The 18,635-nt window shown below is 46.4% G+C and carries 15 protein-coding genes and 2 pseudogenes; 5 read left to right on the plus strand and 12 right to left on the minus strand.

Annotated elements, in window-relative coordinates; translation table 11 throughout:
* Positions 1-15: 15 nt before the first annotated feature.
* The 3 genes and pseudogenes from eutC to FCL45_RS09685 all read right to left on the minus strand — a co-directional run bounded on the left by eutC (position 16) and on the right by FCL45_RS09685 (position 3,093).
* On the minus strand, positions 16-801 hold the full coding sequence (gene eutC / locus FCL45_RS09675; RefSeq protein WP_136798845.1) for an ethanolamine ammonia-lyase subunit EutC: 786 nt from the start codon (positions 799-801) through the stop codon (positions 16-18).
* Positions 798-2,143, minus strand: a pseudogene (locus FCL45_RS09680) (ethanolamine ammonia-lyase subunit EutB). The gene eutC and the pseudogene FCL45_RS09680 overlap by 4 nt, the downstream one beginning before the upstream one ends.
* A gap of 173 nt (positions 2,144-2,316) precedes the next feature.
* Positions 2,317-3,093, minus strand: coding sequence for a DeoR/GlpR family DNA-binding transcription regulator (locus tag FCL45_RS09685; RefSeq protein WP_136798844.1), 777 nt, complete (start codon positions 3,091-3,093; stop codon positions 2,317-2,319).
* Between the two features lie 234 nt (positions 3,094-3,327).
* Between FCL45_RS09685 and FCL45_RS09690 the strand changes: the two genes are divergently transcribed.
* The 3 genes from FCL45_RS09690 (at position 3,328) to FCL45_RS09700 (ending at position 7,171) form a co-directional block, all read left to right on the plus strand.
* The gene (locus FCL45_RS09690; protein ID WP_136798843.1) at positions 3,328-4,350 is read left to right on the plus strand and encodes an ABC transporter substrate-binding protein; all 1,023 of its coding nucleotides are present in this window, start codon (positions 3,328-3,330) and stop codon (positions 4,348-4,350) included.
* Between the two features lie 62 nt (positions 4,351-4,412).
* Positions 4,413-5,417: an ABC transporter ATP-binding protein gene (locus tag FCL45_RS09695; RefSeq protein WP_136798842.1), complete on the plus strand. Its 1,005-nt coding sequence runs from the start codon at positions 4,413-4,415 to the stop codon at positions 5,415-5,417.
* Positions 5,414-7,171: an ABC transporter permease subunit gene (locus FCL45_RS09700; protein ID WP_136798841.1), complete on the plus strand. Its 1,758-nt coding sequence runs from the start codon at positions 5,414-5,416 to the stop codon at positions 7,169-7,171. Before FCL45_RS09695 ends, FCL45_RS09700 begins: the two co-directional genes overlap by 4 nt.
* Positions 7,172-7,667: 496 nt before the next feature.
* On the opposite strand, the gene FCL45_RS09705 is transcribed toward FCL45_RS09700, so the two are convergent.
* The 3 genes from FCL45_RS09705 to FCL45_RS09715 all read right to left on the minus strand — a co-directional run bounded on the left by FCL45_RS09705 (position 7,668) and on the right by FCL45_RS09715 (position 9,503).
* On the minus strand, positions 7,668-8,087 hold the full coding sequence (locus FCL45_RS09705) for a hypothetical protein (protein ID WP_136798840.1): 420 nt from the start codon (positions 8,085-8,087) through the stop codon (positions 7,668-7,670).
* A gap of 261 nt (positions 8,088-8,348) precedes the next feature.
* Complete coding sequence (locus FCL45_RS09710) at positions 8,349-8,951, minus strand: hypothetical protein (protein ID WP_136798839.1); 603 nt, start codon at positions 8,949-8,951, stop codon at positions 8,349-8,351.
* A gap of 36 nt (positions 8,952-8,987) precedes the next feature.
* A complete protein-coding gene (locus FCL45_RS09715) occupies positions 8,988-9,503 on the minus strand; it encodes a Spy/CpxP family protein refolding chaperone (RefSeq protein ID WP_136798838.1) in 516 nt (171 codons plus the stop codon).
* A gap of 259 nt (positions 9,504-9,762) precedes the next feature.
* Between FCL45_RS09715 and FCL45_RS09720 the strand changes: the two genes are divergently transcribed.
* Together FCL45_RS09720 and FCL45_RS09725 are read left to right on the plus strand one after the other, a co-directional pair.
* Positions 9,763-10,482 carry a response regulator gene (locus FCL45_RS09720; protein ID WP_228721469.1) on the plus strand — a complete coding sequence of 240 codons (720 nt, stop codon included), beginning with the start codon at positions 9,763-9,765 and terminating at the stop codon, positions 10,480-10,482.
* 4 nt (positions 10,483-10,486) lie between these two features.
* The gene (locus FCL45_RS09725) at positions 10,487-11,875 is read left to right on the plus strand and encodes a sensor histidine kinase (protein WP_176360024.1); all 1,389 of its coding nucleotides are present in this window, start codon (positions 10,487-10,489) and stop codon (positions 11,873-11,875) included.
* Positions 11,876-12,240: 365 nt separating this feature from the next.
* Here the strand turns inward: FCL45_RS09725 and FCL45_RS09730 are convergent, their stop codons facing one another.
* From FCL45_RS09730 to FCL45_RS09760, 6 genes and pseudogenes are all read right to left on the minus strand, one after another.
* Entirely contained in the window at positions 12,241-13,425 is a 1,185-nt protein-coding gene (locus FCL45_RS09730; RefSeq protein WP_176360025.1) for an IS91 family transposase, read from the minus strand.
* Positions 13,415-14,286 (minus strand): annotated as a pseudogene (locus FCL45_RS09740) (tyrosine-type recombinase/integrase). The gene FCL45_RS09730 and the pseudogene FCL45_RS09740 overlap by 11 nt, the downstream one beginning before the upstream one ends.
* An 805-nt stretch (positions 14,287-15,091) precedes the next feature.
* Entirely contained in the window at positions 15,092-15,868 is a 777-nt protein-coding gene (locus FCL45_RS09745; protein WP_136796242.1) for an energy-coupling factor transporter transmembrane component T family protein, read from the minus strand.
* Positions 15,865-17,349 (minus strand): ABC transporter ATP-binding protein, encoded by a 1,485-nt coding sequence (locus FCL45_RS09750; RefSeq protein ID WP_136796243.1) that lies wholly within the window; start codon positions 17,347-17,349, stop codon positions 15,865-15,867. The genes FCL45_RS09745 and FCL45_RS09750 overlap by 4 nt, the downstream gene beginning before the upstream one ends.
* A gap of 19 nt (positions 17,350-17,368) precedes the next feature.
* Positions 17,369-17,878 carry an ECF transporter S component gene (locus tag FCL45_RS09755; RefSeq protein WP_136796244.1) on the minus strand — a complete coding sequence of 170 codons (510 nt, stop codon included), beginning with the start codon at positions 17,876-17,878 and terminating at the stop codon, positions 17,369-17,371.
* 10 nt (positions 17,879-17,888) lie between these two features.
* Positions 17,889-18,629: an AIR synthase related protein gene (locus tag FCL45_RS09760; RefSeq protein ID WP_136796245.1), complete on the minus strand. Its 741-nt coding sequence runs from the start codon at positions 18,627-18,629 to the stop codon at positions 17,889-17,891.
* Between the last annotated feature and the right edge of the window lie 6 nt (positions 18,630-18,635).

The following is an 18,635-nucleotide window of genomic DNA, read 5'->3' on the forward strand; positions in this document are numbered from 1 at the left end:
GTGTAAATTGAAGTGCTATAAATCAGTCTTGAAACTGAGTAACGGTGTATATTCATCATCCATTTTGTCCTTAAGTCTGACACCTGTCTCGCCAATTCTGAACCCCTCCTCAACAAGATACGCTATTTTTCTGACTGCTTTGGAAACGGACATTCCGCCATGTCTGATGTTTGAGATGCAGTTTCGAGCCTCATCGGTTGTACCAGGCTTCGGATCACAGGTTATATATGCCCCAAGTGAATTAGGCGAACTCAACCCCGGTCTTTCCCCTATGAGTATCACGACCATTTTTGCTTTTAAGAGAAGGCCGATCTCATCTCCGACAGCAACACGCCCGTTGGTAACCATACAGACAGGTGAAGCGCTCAGGGTTGTCTGGTCAACGAGTTCCAGCAATCCGTTCGTTACCGCTGCTGCTGTTTCATTTACAGCAGGGGCAGACAGGCCGTCGCAGATAACAATACAAATATCAAAACCGCTTTTCCCGCTACGCAATAACTCTTTGGAGGTGTGGTTGAGCGCCCTCCCTATATCAGGCCTAGTGAGGTACTCCATCCTGTCAGAGGCCATGGAGTGAAGCAGCAGTGCTTTTCTTTTATCGGTCTCCAGGGACGAAAGGATGTCATCGGTTCGGACAGGCTGATACACGGCATCCCTTGCTCTGGCGTGGGCAAGCTTGAACCTCAGGTGCTCATTGAGAGGGAGGCTGACCCCAGCCCTTCCAAGGGCAATTCGGGCATCGGTGTGCCGCCGCAACTTTTTCCAGGGATCCTGGGTGATTATTGGGTTGTGTATACTCATGAACAGGCCTCCGATGTTAACCGCAGCAGCGTATTACCATTTTGAATGGGTTGTAGTTTTCCTTGGTGGTTTATGATAGACATGCTCTCCACCCATGCGGTGAATTCCGGAGCCGGGGTCAGGTTGAGCAGTTTGCGTATATATGTTGCATCATGAAATGATGTTGATTGATAATTCAACATGATGTCGTCAGCGCCAGGGACGCCCATGATGAAATTGCACCCCGCATTACCAAGTAAAGTAAGAAGTACATCCATGTCGTCCTGGTCGGCTTTGGCATGGTTGGTGTAGCAAATATCAACGCCCATAGGCAGGCCCAGTAATTTTCCGCAAAAATGATCTTCCAGGCCTGCTCTTTGGATTTGTTTGCCGTTATAGAGATATTCGGGTCCGATGAAACCGACAACGGTGTTGACGAGTAACGGTTTGTATTTCCTGGCAACTCCATAGGCTCTTGCTTCCAGGGTCTGCTGGTCGACCCCGTGATGCGCATCTGCAGAAAGGGCGCTCCCCTGTCCTGTTTCGAAATACATGACATTCGTGCCTGCTGTGCCGCGATTCTGGCTCAGGGTTGCGTCCATACCCTGTTTGAGTAAATCAAGGGTTATGCCGAAACTGTTGTTGGCTTTTTCTGTTCCTGCAATCGACTGAAAGCAGAGGTCTACAGGTGCGCCTGCTTCAATCGCTTCGATGGTGGTGGTAACGTGGGTTAGAATGCAGCTCTGGGTAGGGATTTTGTATTGGGTTATCAGGTCGTCAAGCATAAAAAGCAACTGCTTGATATTGGCAACGCTGTCTGTGGCAGGGTTGATGCCTATCACGGCATCGCCACATTCGTAGCAAAGCCCGTCCAGAATAGATGCAGCGATGCCGTTCAAATCATCTGTTGGGTGGTTTGGCTGTAACCTGACCGAAAAAGTACCAGGAAGGCCGATGGTGTTCCTGAAAGCTGTTATGACGTACATTTTGCGGCCACCTGAATAAGATCCTGCATGCGCATGAGTTTTGAGACCGCTGCCACCATTTCAGGAGTGAGCCCCGGAGACAACCTCGCAAGTGCCTGGCTGTCTGCCTGATCAGTCAGAAGCCAGTCTCGAAATTCTCCGACGGTAAATGAACTGACCGCTTGAAATGCCTCATTGTCATGTTCGTCAAATATTAAACGGGTGACCTCATCTTCTTCATAGGGGATAACAGGCTCGTGTAAAAACCGCTGTAATAGTGTGTCGGCCAGGGCCATTTGGGCGGTTACCCGATCCTCTTCAGTTTCTGCAGCTATACTGGCAAGAACATCACCGGAACGAAGAGGCGAGGCTTTTGCCAGCAGCTTTTTCAAGGACATTTTTTTGCATGGGATACTCTTAATAAGTCATACCTGGGGTTCTGGTGTGCAGGTTCTTTTTGTCATGAGGATTGTCTGGGCAATTCGGACAGAGCGACCATATTTGCAATATTTGCGATATGGTTGATATCGTTTGTTCAAACAATGTCATTTTCCTCTGTCCGGCAGCGCATTTAGGCAAAAACTATATCCTCGATTTTGTCCTTAATCTCCTGAAGTTCCTTTTTTTTCAGAGCCTTTTTGTCGGTGAAGAAGACATCAATATCCTCAGTCGGGCAAAATCCAACCCGACTGATTCGACCAATTTTTGTCGAGTCAGCCAGCAGGTAGGATGCCTTGCTGTTGCCGATCATCGCTCTGGCAATTTCCGCCTCAGCGGGGTCAAAACTTGTTGCGCCGTATTGTGCATCAAGGCCGACCGGTGAGACGAGTGTGATGTCGGCATGATGACGATAAATTTCAGCGATTGTCTTTTCGCCAAAGGTTGCCGGGAGAGAGTCATGCAGCATTCCGCCGAGGAGAATAGTCATAATAGAATTTGTAAGCCGGCACTTTTCACATGAAAGTCTTTGGGCGATGTAAAGCGAGTTTGTGATTACGGTAATCCCAGTTATTTTTGCCAACTCTTCCGCCAGTATCGAGGTGGTGCTGCCGGCATCAATAAACAAAGTCTGGCCGCTTTTAATTCGCGAAACGACTGCTTTTGCAATGGCTCTTTTTTCTTTCCTCTGTTCGTAATTTCGTAATGTTATCGGTGGCTCGTGCTCTGGGTCCAGAGCGATTGCACCGCCTCTTATTTTTTTTAATTCGCCAAGTTGTTCCATTTCAGAAAAATCTCTTCTGATGGTTTCTCTTGATGCATCCAAATCTTCAGCAGCTCTTTTTATGGTGACTCTGCCATAGGTTTGCAAAAGGGTTCGTATTTTCTGGAATCGCTCTTCTTTCCACATATATCCTGTACCGTTAATTCCTTTGTGAGAAGTATCGGATGTTATTAGCCGACACTTGTGTTACAAATATGTAACAAATTAGTTAACGAGTTTCCTGTGTTTGCTTTAATAAAATAATTACACAATTATGAAAAAAAAGATAGACAAAAAACCACAAAAGTGCAAATGTGGTCAAAACGCCACATGCGAAGTGAACCAAAATCCAATGAAAAGTAAACACGAATGGAGGGTTAGATGAAGAGTTTCAGTATCAAGAGTGTGAGAAGGTTGACCACAGGTGCGCTTGTGGGCCTGGCATTTTGCACTCAGGTTCAGGCCGGAGAAATTACAGTCTACAGCGCCTTGGAAGAAGACGAGATCGCTGATTATCTGGCAGTTGCAAAGAAGTCACTTCCGGACATCGAGATAAATGTCATGCGTCTTTCAACAGGTGATCTCGGGGCGAGGATAATTGCCGAGTCTGAAAATCCACAAGCGGATGTGATCTGGGGTTTTGCAGTCACAAACATGGCGGATAAACAAATAGTATCGCAGCTCGAACCCTATAAGGCTGCAAATTCAGAATCTCTGCCGGCCCAATATCGGGCTGAAGACGATTCCTGGTTCGCAGCCACTGGATACATGGGGGCTCTCTGCGTTAATACTGCTGTTTTGGAGTCTAAAAATCTTCCAATGCCCAAGTCGTGGTCTGATTTGACCAACCCGGTTTACAAGGGTGAGGTTGTCATGCCAAACCCTGCATCATCGGGTACCGGCTATCTTCAAGTAGCGGCAATCATCCAGGGGGCAGGCCAGGAGGACGGCTGGAAACTCATTGATGATATGGATGAGAATATGGCCCAGTACACATCATCCGGCTCCAAACCATGCAAGATGGCACGAGCCGGCGAGTATGCAATCGGTGCTTCCCTTTCATTTGTGGCAATGAAATCGGTGGAAATGGGGTACCCCGTTTTGATGGTGCTCCCTTCCGACTGGGCCGGTTACGAACTCGAGGCTTCAGGTCTTTTGGCCGGGTCGAAGAACAAGGAAGACGCTAAAAAGTTCCTCGACTGGACCCTTTCACAAGAAGCTGCCGAGGTATACGCCAAGTACAAGGCAATCATAACCATTCCTGGGACAAAACCTTCAGCAATGGCTGCTGCGGCAGGTCTCCCTGAAAACCTCTCAGAAGTTCTCTATCCTGTAGATTTTGCCAAGTCTGCTGTGGAAAGGCCTGAAATATTGAAAAAGTGGAACGCAACCGTAGCGAAGTGATTCCTTGCAGGAAGTAATCAATATCTAAAACAATGCACCTTGAGTCCGGTAAAATTTAAGTAATGAAACTGTCAATTAAAAATCTGTATAAAACGTTCAACGGCTTTGTCGCGTTAGATCGTATTAACATGGAAGTTGGTGAGAATGAGTTCGTCTGCCTTTTAGGGCCGAGCGGTTGCGGTAAAACCACGCTGCTGAGAATCATTGCCGGACTGCTTGATTTTGACGGCGGAAGCATGAATCTTGGCGATAAGGATCTTGTTGAAATTGCAGCCCGTGATAGAGGTTTCGGTCTTGTCTTTCAATCATACTCACTTTTTCCAAACATGACGGTGAAAGAAAATGTGGGATATGGGCTTAAGGTGCAAAAAATTGATAAGAAAGAAATTGATGAGAGGGTAGAAACGCTCCTTGAACTCATTAAATTACCGGATCTTGCCGGTCGATACCCGCATCAGCTATCCGGCGGTCAGCAACAGCGTGTGGCCATTGCACGCGCTCTGGCTGTAGAACCTTCTTTGCTGCTTCTTGATGAACCTCTTTCAGCTCTTGACGCCAGGGTGCGTGCAGAGATGCGTTTTGAGATTCGTGAAATGCAGCAGCGTCTCGGGATACCGACAATCATGGTTACCCATGACCAGGAAGAGGCGTTGACCATGGCAGATAAAATTATCTGCATGAAGGACGGCCGCATTGAGCAGATTGGTACTCCCCGGGAGTTATATGCTGAGCCGGCAACTCGATTTGTCGCAGATTTTGTCGGGGTAAGCAATATTTTTCCGGCCTCCTGGATTCGTAAAAACATACCTCAAATGGAGGAGACGAGACCTGAGGGAAGAGACGATGCCTTTGAATTTTCTGTTCGCCCGGAGCAGTTGATTATAGACGCCAAGGAGGGTGGGGCTGAGGTGAAGGATTTGCAGTTCCTCGGCAATTTGAGCAGGGTCACCCTGGACTGGCATGGCGAAGATGTGGTTGTCGAGATGCAGGGTTACCCGGACTTTACTGAGGGAGCTTCAGTTGAGGTTTCGGTAGCCGATGGCTGCGGCAGGTGGGTGAAGGTATGAGCAGTGTAACGGCAAAACCATGGTTAAAAAGAAGTCAGGTGGTTGGAGACAGGTTGCTGGTGACTTCAGCGGTCGCCTTTCCCCTGATCGGCTTGTGTATTTTCTTCTGCTACCCCATGTTGCTGGTGGCTGGGAAAAGTTTTCAACTTGCCGACGGAACCTATGGCATAGCAAACTATATCAACGTTCTCAAGTCGCCAGGTGTTGTAAAAGCCGCCTTCAATAGTCTGGTTCTCAGTACCTGCACCACTGCATTTTGCCTGGTTTTGGGTTTTTCCGTCGCTTTTGCCCTGCAGCGGTCAGGTATTGGAGGGAAACGGTATTTGAAAGGAGCCTTATCACTGCCATTGCTTGCCCCGTCACTTGTTCAGGCCTTAGGCCTTCTGTTTCTACTTGGACGAAATGGTTTGGTACACAAGTGGACAGGGTGGGACATTGAAATATATGGTTTCTGGGGGCTGCTCATCGCAAACATTTTATACGGCTTACCCCAGGCGATACTGATAATCGAGGCTGCCCTGCGTCAATCTGACGCAAGGTATTATGAAGCTGCCGAGATTCTAGGAGCTTCCAAGTGGAAACAGTTTTTCGATATCACCCTTCCAAATGCAAAATTCGGCCTACTCAGCGCCGGCTTTGTGGTCTTTACCGTCACCATAACGGATTTTGGTAACGCAGCTGTGATCGGCGGCAACTACAAAGTGCTGGCTACAGAGATTTACAGCCAGGTGGTGGGGCAGATGAATTTTGGAATGGGTGCCGTGATTGGTATTATCCTTCTTTTGCCTACCTTGGTTGCTGTCTATATAGAGAGGGTTGCCTCTCAAAAACAATTTGGCGGCTCCTCTGAAAGTGCCATACCTGTATCGGCAGAATTTTACCCAAAACGAGATTTACCCCTTGGAGTGTTTGTGCACACCATCGGATCGATAGCTGTGCTTGTTGTGATTACGGTGATCATAGCCAGCTTTATAAAGCTGTGGCCTTACCGTATGGACTTTACCCTTGCTAACTATAACATAACACTTAGCGGCGGTTATGCACCGCTTTGGACATCTTTGCTGGTTTCCGTTGAGGCGGCAGTTCTTGGAGTTGTTTTCCTGTTTGCTCTGGCCTTCAGCATGAAAAGAATACCGCCAAAACTTGCCAAGCTCGTCTATCTGCTGGCTGTTCTGCCAGTTGGCGTTCCGGGTCTGGTATTTGGTATCTCATATGTACTTGCCTTTAATGTGAGCGATAATATGCTGGGGATGCTGTATGGCAGCAGTTTCCTTATCGCTCTCTGTAATTTTTATCACTACCATTCACAGGGTTTTCTCACCATGGTAACAGGAGTGCGTGCGGTGCCTCCTTCTTTAGAGGAGACGGTCTCTTGTTTTGGAGGTGGAAATTTACGAATTCTTCGAGATGCTGTTTTGCCATTTATGGGGCCAACCATAATATCCGTGTTCTTTTTTATCTTCATGCGATCCATGGTAACTCTTTCAGCTGTTATCTTTCTTATCTCATCAAAAGTAAGTGTAGCCTCAGTCTCTGTGATGAGGCTCGACGAGGCTGGGTTTACATCCCAGGCGGCAGCCTTTTCAACCTGCATCATGCTTACGGTGATCTTGGCGATGGGCCTGATGAACACTCTTATTCACCTCTATTCAAAAAATGGATCCAGGCAAGAGCAAAACAGCAATCAGCAGGAGGAACAGAAGAGTGGTTTTGCAAGGATGTACGATCGAACATACTGCTGGACAAATGCGTAACCTTTGGATTCGAAGTCTTGCTACGTGCCAGGAATGCAGTCACTGAATAACTCGATATCGCATGCAGGGTCCGTTTCTGAAGATCAATGGAGAAAAAAATCTTATCGTTTATTTCCAACTTGTTAGTATTGCGTAAACTCGATTTTCTTTTCATTATAGTTACTACTGCGAGCCTGCAAAGGCACAGGTTATAGCAACTGTAGAGGCTATTATTGGCAATGTTAACCATTTAAGAAATTCTGAAAGTTTACACTATTCTTGTGCAGGTAGGATTTTGCCTAGTTGATAGATGGCGGCACGCCGAGATAGAGATGCCTCAGAAGAGAAACAGGAAACATCTCTACCGTTTACTGAACGAAATTGACTATGATTGCCAATTATAACCTTTGACTACTATACGGCTTTTACCAAGTAAGAAATCAGTGGTACCGTCAGGAAGGCTCGTACCTCCCCGACGATCCTAATCCAGCCGTTGCCTCAACCGTTACTGGATATGCTATTTTCGTTCAGCAAGCTTCTGTTTGATTTTCTTTCTCATTTCCTCTTGAGCGTTTTTATAATCATTGAATTGATCCTGGCTCAAAACCTGCTCAATTTTCTTATATTTTTCAGCGAGAAGCGATTTGATAGCACGAAATTTTTTACGCCTCGATTTACCGCTGTTTTGTAGAGTTTGTATTTCTTCGGCATAGTAGAGATTGATCATTCCAACCTCTGCGGTTTTCTGATCACTGAGTTGCAAAAACTCACTCATCATTTCCGTTTGCATCTGTGCTCGCTCAGTTGGAGAGGAATCGGCAAACGTCCCTCCCGCACCAGATTGAGCCAAACAGGGAGTGGTGACCAGCAATGAAAAAAATATCAACATCATCACTATTGGATTTAAGAACGAGTGTGTGGTTTTGTAATTGTTCATTGTAATTCTCTTTATTCTGAAAGTGGGGTATCCACTTCACTGGCCTAATTGTTTTAGCATGAATAGAAAGTCCAATGTTAGCAACAGGTTGCTGAAACAATAAGTATTGCAGTAATTGATAAAGTAGTTGCCTTGTAAAGATTCAGAGAATCACAACTGCTTGAAAAAAAGGCATTTTCGGCTGTGAAACTTATGGTAAGAAATCAAGGCCAGTGAAATGGATACCCCCTTTCTGAAATATTGAAAGTATCGTTTTCTATTCTACTGCGTAGTTTTTTCCCACCCAGAATCTGGCGAATAAACAACTTCGTGTTGCTGAATAGTGCCGTCGGCTGAAGTAGTAGTAATCGTTTTGTTTCCTGAGAGATTTCCACCCTCATCACGTATAAACGATCCTTCTCCCTCAACTGTCGTTCCATTCTTCCCAGTGTAGGACGATTGAGAATCACGGACTATACTTCCATCCGCATTGACTGTTGTCTGCTTGTTCTTGCCGCCACTACTTCCGCCCGCTCCATGGAAAGCCTTTGTTTTCTCATAGGTGGCATTTCCATACTGATCCGTTGTGGCTGTTTTTCTTTTCATCCGTCCATTACCTGACCCATCTGAAATTCTTCTACTTTTAACAGCGGTAGCTGATCCGTCATCATCATAGAAAGAACGCCCTCGCGATACCGCTCGTTGACCGGTATCACTGACAATGGCTGATCGTTTTCCTGCATAGACATCAGAACCATTACCGGCAACGGTACGCCGTTTTCTTAAAGAACCCGCTTCCGCATCCATGTGATATAATTCAAAAACACTTGTTGCCAGAATGGAAAGAGCTATACAGATAATAGTGGTAAACTTCATTCTTCTCATAATGGTGAACTCCTCTTAGTTATAGAGTGATAACCGTCACACCTGATCTTGCTGTAGACCAGGAAAATGCTGCATAACCCTTGATTCAATGATCGATCGCACTACAGTGCGCAATGCAGTTGCTTTTACCCGCTGCTCCGGTGTCAATACCGAGCCGATTTTTGCTTTCAACTCTTGCCTGATCACAATCAGATCATTAATAAGTTCCGATTGCTGTTGGGCCGAGTCCAAAACAAATTCTGGGTTATAATCTCCAGCCTCATGCATAACTCGTAATTCCTGGCGGAATGCACGAACTTGTTGTACCAACTCCTGAATCGTTTCTTTTTCTGATGAAACAATTCCACGAATCTCTGCAATCTGCTCTTCGGTGAGATTAAGATACTCTTCAAGCCTCTCAAAAGATCGGTAAGTACCAGATGCATGAGTTGTATTGGTAGGTACCGATGATTCGATTACCTCGGGTAGTACATTTTCATTTGCCTGGCAGCAGATGGGAAAAATGAGTGTCGCAGAGAGCAGAACGGTACATATACGTTTTTTCGTTATCATGTTTTACTCCTTAAATTGTTGTGTATACTTCTTGTTAATGTGGAAAATATCAGCTGATGTATGTGACAAGCATAGAGGTTTTTTCCAACAAACCCCAGTTAAGTAAAATTAAGAAATTGGTGTACTCCGGTGCCTGAAATTTACATTTCTTAACATTCAAAAAATGAAATGGTGTGGTACTTAATGTTTTTACAGCTGTGTGCCTGTTTCCTGCGCTCTCAACATGCTGTGATACGATAGAAAAAGTCTTTAAGGCAAGATGATGGATACTACAAAAATTCTAATTATCGATGATGATACTGAGCTCTGTGAACTATTGGATGAATACCTCAGTGATGATGGATTTGAGATCGAGATGGTGCATAACGGAGAGGATGGCTGTCGGAAAGTGACAGAAGAATCCTTTTCTTTAATAATCCTCGACGTCATGTTGCCGGATATCAATGGGCTTGAAGTTCTGAAGATAATCAGAAGAAATTCTGAAATTCCAATCATCATGCTCACTGCACGAGGGGAAGAGGTGGACCGAATCATCGGCCTGGAAGTTGGGGCGGATGATTACCTTCCAAAGCCGTTTAACCCGAGAGAACTTCTGGCTAGAACTCGATCGATTTTGCGCAGATCGGCTACTGAAAATGTTGAAAAAGCTGATACGAAACGAGTGGTCTTGTCTCTGGCTGATTCAATAACAATGGATTTAACACGAAGAACCGTACATGCATTCGAACAGGAGATTAACCTTACTTCCTTAGAGTTCAAACTGTTGGAACGGCTGGTTTCAGCAGAAGGCGATATTGTTGATAGAGATGAGCTTTACCGGTCCGTTCTGGATCGCGAGCAGTCCCCGCTAGATCGAAGTCTTGATGTACATTTAAGTAATCTTCGCAGAAAGCTGAAACAGGCAGTCGGAAAATCAAAGCTAATTGTGTCTGTACGAGGTGAAGGGTATCTCTTTGCGGAAACAATACGGCCAATTTAGTTCTATGAAATCAATTTATTGGAAAATATTTTTATGGTTCTGGCTTTCGATGATGGGAGTCGGAATACTCTTTGTCTCTTCTTCATTTTTTCTTGAATCAGATTCTCTTTTATCGAAAGGAAGAGAGAATGCTTTGCGTTCCCTGGATCGAGTTGGAAATTTGAGTGTCACCCTGTTTGAACAGAACAAAATTAGAGCGCTCGACAGACTGGCAAGCAGAGTTGAAGAGACTAACGGTTTTGTCCTGTATCTGTTTTCAGGAGACGGTCAACATCTCTATGGCGACCGTCTCCCCCAAAATGCAAACAGGATCATTAACCGGGTTCTGGATAAGGAAGGACCAGCATTTTTAGTTTTTGGCAGTAGGCCGCTAGTGGCAAAACCGATTACTTCGAACAATGACAAACAGTTTATAATTGCTGCTGCATTACCCAAACGGTGGATAAATGAACCTCTCAATCCTTCGTACTACAGTAGTGTAAGGTTATGGATAACCATCGTGACATCAGCCGTTGTTTGTCTGATCCTTGCCAAACATATTTCCAAGCCTATTACGATCCTGACCAAATCAACCCGGAAGTTTGCAGGTGGTAAATTTGACGAACGGGTTCTTCCCTTAATCGGAAGAAGGCGGGATGAGTTCTATGACCTGGCCGCAGGATTCGACGAAATGGCAGGGAGAACTGAAAAGCTTATATCATCAAGAGAAGAGCTGTTGAGAAATATATCCCATGAACTGCGATCTCCTTTAAGCCGCATGACCCTTGCTCTGGATCTGGCGAGGAAAAAGGGTACTCCTGAGGTTGAAACAGCTCTGCAGCGAGTAGATAAAGAAATTGTAAAGATGAATTATCTGATAGGCCAGGTAATTACCCTCTCACAGATCGAAGCTATTCATTCCCCTGTTAAGCAAGACCCTATAGATCTTGAAGAACTCATTCAAAAAATACAAAAAGATGCTGAATTGGAAGCGTCCAGTCGTAACTGTTTCGTAGAAGTTACTAAAACAGAAAAAATTAGTATAGCGGGAGATTATGACCTCATCTACAGCGCAGTGGAAAATCTTGTCAGGAATGCGATACGGTTTACAAATGAAAGCACAGCTGTTGAAATAAGCCTCAAAACGGAACCGCTTCTTGCTGAGAAAAAAGCTGTAATCGCAATAAGGGATCATGGCCCTGGTGTTAATGATAACGATCTGGATAAGTTGTTTTTACCATTTTTCCAGGCAGGAACAGAGCTGCGGACGACGAAGCGGAACAGCGGACTTGGGCTGGCTATAACCTTAGGGGCTGTCGAGCAGCATGGTGGTAAAGTTACGGCCAGAAATAAGGATGATGGCGGGCTTGAGGTGTCAATCACTCTTCCTTATATAGGTGAGCATAAAGATTGACAGAATAGGTTTATCAATAGTTGCGCTCTGGCAGTCCTTGAATTCACAACAAAACATGCTGCAATTATTGATAAACCTTGAGAACTGAACTGCGGGGGAGTTGTGGCCGGAAACGTTATGCTATGGGGATTAATTGCGGTTCCTGATTACTGTTTATCGGTCGTGGTGCAAGATTGAGAAGCGGGTCTTTCGAGCATAGCCGGCGAAACTGGTCTTTGATGACGCTGGTTTTGCGACAAAATGTATATTTTTTCATGGCACCCACGTATTTGCTCGCAATTTTCACCTGTGCAAGATGCAGCTATCCTGTTGAATCCAACATCGGTATATCTGGAAATTAGATAAATCCTGATACAGAAACCTGATCAGGAGCTATCATCATAAGCCAGGTCGGTAATCGGCCTGAGATAGACCAGCTTTCCCTTGCCGCACTGCGGGCAGCAGCAGATGTCGATGCCGGTCAAGCGCAGCATCATCTCCTGAACGGTCTCCACTGTTTTCTGTGTATATTTGACGTCTGAACCGATCAGGGTGCGGATTAAAGCGATGCAGGTTTTCTTGTTAGCATGAGCCAGGAAGCCGTAATAGCGGATTTTGGTAAAGCCGCTCGGCAGCACGTGCAGGAGAAATCGCCTGATAAATTCTTCAGCACTGAGGGTAAGTTCTTTTTCCTTATTGTCGTCGCTGCGGTCCCGATACCTGAAGCTAACCTTGCCATCATCGATAGCAATGATCCGGTTGTTGGTTATTGCCACCCGGTGGGTATAGCGACCGAGATATTCGAGTACCTGTTCCGGTCCACCAAAGGGCTGTTTGGCATAAGTGATCCACTGCTTGCCACGCAACGTTTCTATGAACGTCAGGAACTGTTTTTTCTCTTGCAGCCCTGCAACCTTGCCAGGGAAAGAAAGGAGGTTTTTCTTATGTGCCCTTTCTAGCTTGTCCAGATAGCGTTTTTTGAGCTCCTTCGCCAATGACTGAACCCGGAATAAATATTTTCTTCTGGTGCCGGTCCAGCTTGTACGATCAAATGAAAGAACTCCTGCCGGGATGATGCAGTGCAGGTGGTAGTGGTCCATGAGTTTCTGATTCCATGTGTGAAGCACGGAAATGAAGCCGAGTTGGCCCCCAAGGCGCCACTGCGGATCACGGGCGAAGACCTGCAATGTTTCTTTGACTGCGGTAAACAGCAGAGTCAGCATAATGTGTTTATTGCCCATAACCAGGGGGTTGAGCTCATGCGGCAAAGTGAAAACGTTGTGAAAATAGGGGCAAGGCAGCAGTTCTGTCCTTCTGTCACTGAGCCATTTCTCCTTGACCATGGTCTGGCATTTCGGACAGTGTCTGTCCCGGCAGGAGTTATATGCGTTGCGGCTATAACCGCAATGATTACAGGCTTCGACATGGCCTCCAAGGGCAGCGGTCCGACATCTTTCGATGCGTCTCATGACCTTATATTGCTGCGATCCCACCACATGCATATCCCGGTATTTCTTACCATATCTGCGAAAGATATCGGCAATCTCCGGTGTGTTGCCATTATCTTTCATCTGCTCCCTCCTTCGTCTCGTCCAGCAGATCAAGCGGACTCTTGAGTTGGACATACCTGGCTGGAACCAGATGCAGATAGATCGTCGTTGTTTCTATGTTGCTGTGGCCGAGCAGTTGGCTGATGGTATAAAGGTCGTAGCCTTTATAGAGGAGGTGGGTGGCAAAGCTGTGTCTGAGAGTATGGAGACTGCATTCCCTGGTTAAGCCGATTTTTTTTTAGCTGCGTAGAGCATCATCGAGACGGAAGCACTTCTGATATGGGTTCCGGGCTTCTGGCCGGGAAACAACCACAGCTTGGGCTTGTACTCCTGCCAATAGGCCCGCAGTTCAGGGAGCAACTGTCTGGACAGAACCGTATAGCGATCCTTGCGTCCCTTGCCCTGTTGGACCCTGATTACCATCCTGGACGGATCGCTTTCAATATGCTCCGGCTTGAGGCGAATAGCTTCCCCGACTCTAAGCCCTGCGCTGTAGATGGTCTTGAGCAGAACCCGGTGTTTAAGGTTATCAATGCAGCCCAGAAGACGGCCTACTTCTTCCATTGACAGTACGGCCGGTAGTTTCTTGCTCCGTGGTTTCGGCGGCAGGCCAAAGCGGTCATCAACCTCCCGGTCGCAAATATGACGGTAGAAATAGGTGATGCCTGAGAGATAGGTCTTGCATGAACTCCATGCCAGTTTTTTCTCCAGCAGCAGATGGCGGAAATAGCCCCGCACCTGGTCATTGCTCAGCTTCTCCGGGGACTGATTGTAGTACTTTGCCAGGCATCTGACCCCACTGATGTACCCACGCTGGGTCTCATGGGTGAGACCGTGAAAATTCATGTGTTCGACGAACTCGTCTCGGATCGGACTACTCATGACGCACCTCCTTGGTTGAGTTGATAAGGACGCTACTACAGTATCTTATCAATCAAGGAAGTAATGGTAGAAATGAATTTCATGCTGGAAGAGGTGGGACAAAAGGGAGGCTGGTTGGTCGGTTTTTCCGCGTAGCGGTTCAGTTCTCCTTGATAAGCTCAAAGGCTATGTCATTTGGCTCTGCTTGACCTTCTTCCTGTTAAGGCAAAGCTCAGATCAACATTTACACCAAGCTCCATGCGCCAAAGCCGTTGGTCAAATTTTGCCAACAAACATAACCCCCAATTTCAAGGCCTGGCCCCAATCTTTCCTTGAAGGGAGGATGCTAATGACTTCTCAGGTTGACAATATTTTTACAAAGCAGTTATATTTTGTTCATGTCTGAATATATCGTAAAAACTTGCCCTAAATGTGACCAGCAGCTGCGCTTCCCCAAACGCATAGGAGGAGTGCTTATGGCATGTCCATCGTGCAAAACAAAATTCGCTTCTGACTTCAAGATTGGAAGTACGAATAAGATCGAGTCTCGCGGGACTTTGACTGCAATATTTGAAATACCCTCAACACTCCTCGAGCGGATTCTTCGATTTTTCGTTTCCCGATAGCCCATGCGGGGCAGGTCTGCCCTTTCTTCTAATGTTGAATCATGAACGGGGGAGGTTCTGTATGACCTCTTCTGTGATGCTGAGGATGCGAACCCGAAAATTCAGATGAATTGGCGAGATATTACATCAATCGTGGTCCGTCTCCGATTGATTCTTGTTCGGATGCTGTTTCAAGCTCAGGGGTGTAACGTCCACAACTCTCAGAGTAAAAAATATGAACTCCTGCTTCTTATGACGACCCCGACGAAAAAGAGTAACAGACAGGCAAGCAGAATAAGATAGTCGAACATGACAAGTTTCGCTTTCTTCATTACAGTCCAGTTGTTTCGGCAGCCGAAGCCTCTATTAAGCAAGGCAATTGACAGGTGCTCAGCAAGGGATATCCCCTGAATTATGAGAGGGATCATAATAGCGATCCTGGCCTTTAAGCCTCTCAACCACTGCCCCGTTTCCATATCGACACCGCGCGCCCGTTGAGCATTAATTATCTGCTCTTTCTTGCGGTTGAGTTCAGGGATAAACCTGATCGCGGTGGTTATCACAAAACTGACAGAGGGTGGTAATCCGGTGGTATTGAAAAAATCTATAAAATCATCAAGCGAGGTGGTCTGTAAAAGGATTGAAGTCGAGAGGATCATGAGAGTAAGCCGACATAAAAAGCTCACCCCCAGCAGAAATCCTCCCCTGGTGGCGCAGACACTGTCACCAATACAGAACAGCACGCCATTATTTGCAGGATCAGTGAACCTGACCACAGAAAAAAATCCGCTACAAATTCCAAGCAGTATAAAAATCGGCAGTAAGGGAAGAAGTATTGCTGCCACTTTTTTCATATCCACAGAACAGACCATACCGATCAGTAGGGTACAAAGTAGCAGGGCGGACAAAAAGAAGGGCGAATTGAAAATCATCGAGAACACGATAACAAGAAAGAAAAGAGCCAGTTTTGAACGAACATCCACAGATAAATTTTTCATCGTCCAATAAAATCCTTAAATTCTATACTCTGCAGTGCACTGGCAGTTGACATGTTCACCTTGATCTCGCCCTGTTCAAGTAAAAGGAGCCGGGAGCAATGCTCTCTTACCAGTTCCATATCGTGCGTGATCATTACAATTGCGGTTCCTCTGTCGTTGAGCTCCCTTAATCTGGATAGTATGATCTCTTTTCCTTTTGTGTCTAAACCTGTGGTCGGTTCATCAACCACCAGAATTTCAGGCGAAAGGGCCACTATTGAGGCCACACTGATAAACTGACGAATCCCCTTTGGCAGGGTGGCGGGATGATGGTCCCGGTAATCCTCCAGAGCCATAAAGCCCAGAACTTCTTCGACCTTCTTCTTAATCTCTTTAGTATTTATGCCCTGCTGAACAAGGCCGAAAGCGATCTCTTTTTCCACGCTTGTTTCAAATATTTGATGATCAGGGTTTTGAAAAACAAAGCCGATCGAACGTGCTATCTCAGCGCGACTAAACTTCTCGAGGGATTTCTTCTGATAGCTGACGGTACCTTTTTGTGGTTTCAGCAACCGGTTGAGATGCATCGCAAGGGTTGTTTTACCGCTGCCGTTGTGTCCGACCAGTGCAAGAAAGTCCTGTTGCCGGATCTCCATGCTGATGTTTTTCAGTACCGGTGTTTCGGGGCGATATGCAAAGGAGAGGTTTTCAACAGTCAGGACGGTCGGAGCTTCGTTGCTCGAAAGAACTGGTGGCAGCGTACAAGGTACGGAACACTCTCCTATGCTATCGGCTTCTTTCAGCTCACCATCCTTTAGGAAGAGCACCTCATCTACCAGGGGATGACTTGTGGGAAGCTGCTGGTCCACAATAACGAGACTAAGACCCTCTTCACGTTTAAGCTTGAGCAGCAAATCATAGAGATTTCTGCGGCCTGCAGGATCTAATTCTGAAGATGGTTCGTCGAGAATCAGCACCTGAGGCTTCATCAGCAGTACACCGGCGATAGCCAAACGCTGCTTTTCTCCTCCTGACAGCTGGTATGTTTCTCTGCCCTCATAACCTTCGAGCCCAACTGCCTGAAGAACAGAGGGGAAATCTGAAACGATTGTCTCTTTGGCGATCAGGAGATTGCGAGGACCAAAGATCAGATCTTCATAAACATTACGGCCAACAATCTGGACCTCCGGATCCTGAAGAACAAAGCCAATGTGCCTGGAGAGAGTTTGGATTCTGTATTTGGTTACATCCATCCCGGCTATTTCAAGCTGACCGCTAAAATCCCCTTCAACAGCCTGCGGAATCAGACCTTTGAGACAATAGCAGAGAGTTGTCTTGCCAGAACCTGATTCACCTCTTACAAGGGTGCATGTGGCGGGTGAAAGCTGAAAGCTTACATCGTTTAAAGCCGGGACGTCCCCTGTCCTGTATTGAAAAGACACCTTGGAAACAGATATAGCCGGGCCAATATCTGTTGTAATTGCGTGTTGTTGTTCAGTCATGGCAAATGTTGGGAATACATCAAATCAGTTTGCCCTTTTTCAAGCTTTTATACGCAATTGCGGCGACTAATATATTGAACAGAGATCCTGCAATGAGAAATGGCATAATTCCAAGAGCAGCACCCACACCACCTATAAAGACCATGGTGAAAGCGGAAACCACCCCGTTGAAGACCACACCGGTTAAAACTGCTGGCCAAAGCCCAAGTTTTTGTTTGATAAAGCGAACCAGTATCGCCCAAAGTGCCATCTGTAATCCGATGAAAAGGTGGAGAGGTAACCCTAAGGGAAACCCGACAACTCCAGCTGTGAGCAGATGTCCGATAAAAATGACAGCAGCACCTTCAACATACCCGAAAGCCAATGCACAGAAATAGCCGGGGGCTGAATCAAGGCCGATCGTGCCCACCGGGCTGGGAATTTTAATCATCGCTCCAACTGCACTGAGAGCAACAAATATCGCAATGTATGCAGCACGTTTTACCAGGCGCACATCATTCTTAAGGTCTGGGGCGGTAATATCTTGCATAGCAAACTCCTTAATCAGATTTCATGATGAGTTGACCAACGGGATAAATTTCGAAATGATTCAAATCTTCTATAGATTCAGGGCTAGAAAAAAGAACGCAGGTTGAAGGACCTGCTGATTTTGCAAGGTCCAGTTTGCAACCTTGGGCGGCATCGAAAATGGTTCCAGACTGTCTTGCCAGTAATTCAGCTTCTGCCCTGATGCCCCTTGAGCCAACGGGAAGGATATCATGAATCAGTGGATGTGGTCTCAATTGTGTCACGGTGCCGCTGTGTATGATATCCATGCAGCCTGAATCAATGACTTCTCCTCCTAGTCTGGGTACTCCCAGGCAGAAAATTTTGTCTGCCGCTTCTGATTGGGCAATCTTGAGGTCACGTGTCCTGCAGGTCCCTGTGGCACCAATTCCAAGACCCGTCTGCCGCGTCTCAAAGTTTTTCTCGGTGCTCACGGCAAGCTTTACATCAGGATGACCACTCAATTGCAGTTCCTTTTTGATACCCCGCAATATTTCGTCTCCAGTTGGGCTGGGTTCCGCACAGATAGAGACTGTCATAGCAACAGGTGAGGCCCCCACGGCTACAAGCTCCATGAGGACTGTTCGAGCGGTCAGGCGGCCAACAATTTCCGGCGGAGCGTTAACGAGATCCAGCTCCTTGCTGCCAACCGATCCACAGGAGTCGCAGGCAATGACCAGGGAAATACCCGATCCTATATCGATAACTTCTACATCTCGTCCTCTGTATCCCATTAACAA

The sequence above is a fragment of the Desulfosediminicola ganghwensis genome (genome assembly GCF_005116675.2).
Taxonomy (GTDB): Bacteria; Desulfobacterota; Desulfobulbia; order Desulfobulbales; family Desulfocapsaceae; genus Desulfopila; species Desulfopila ganghwensis.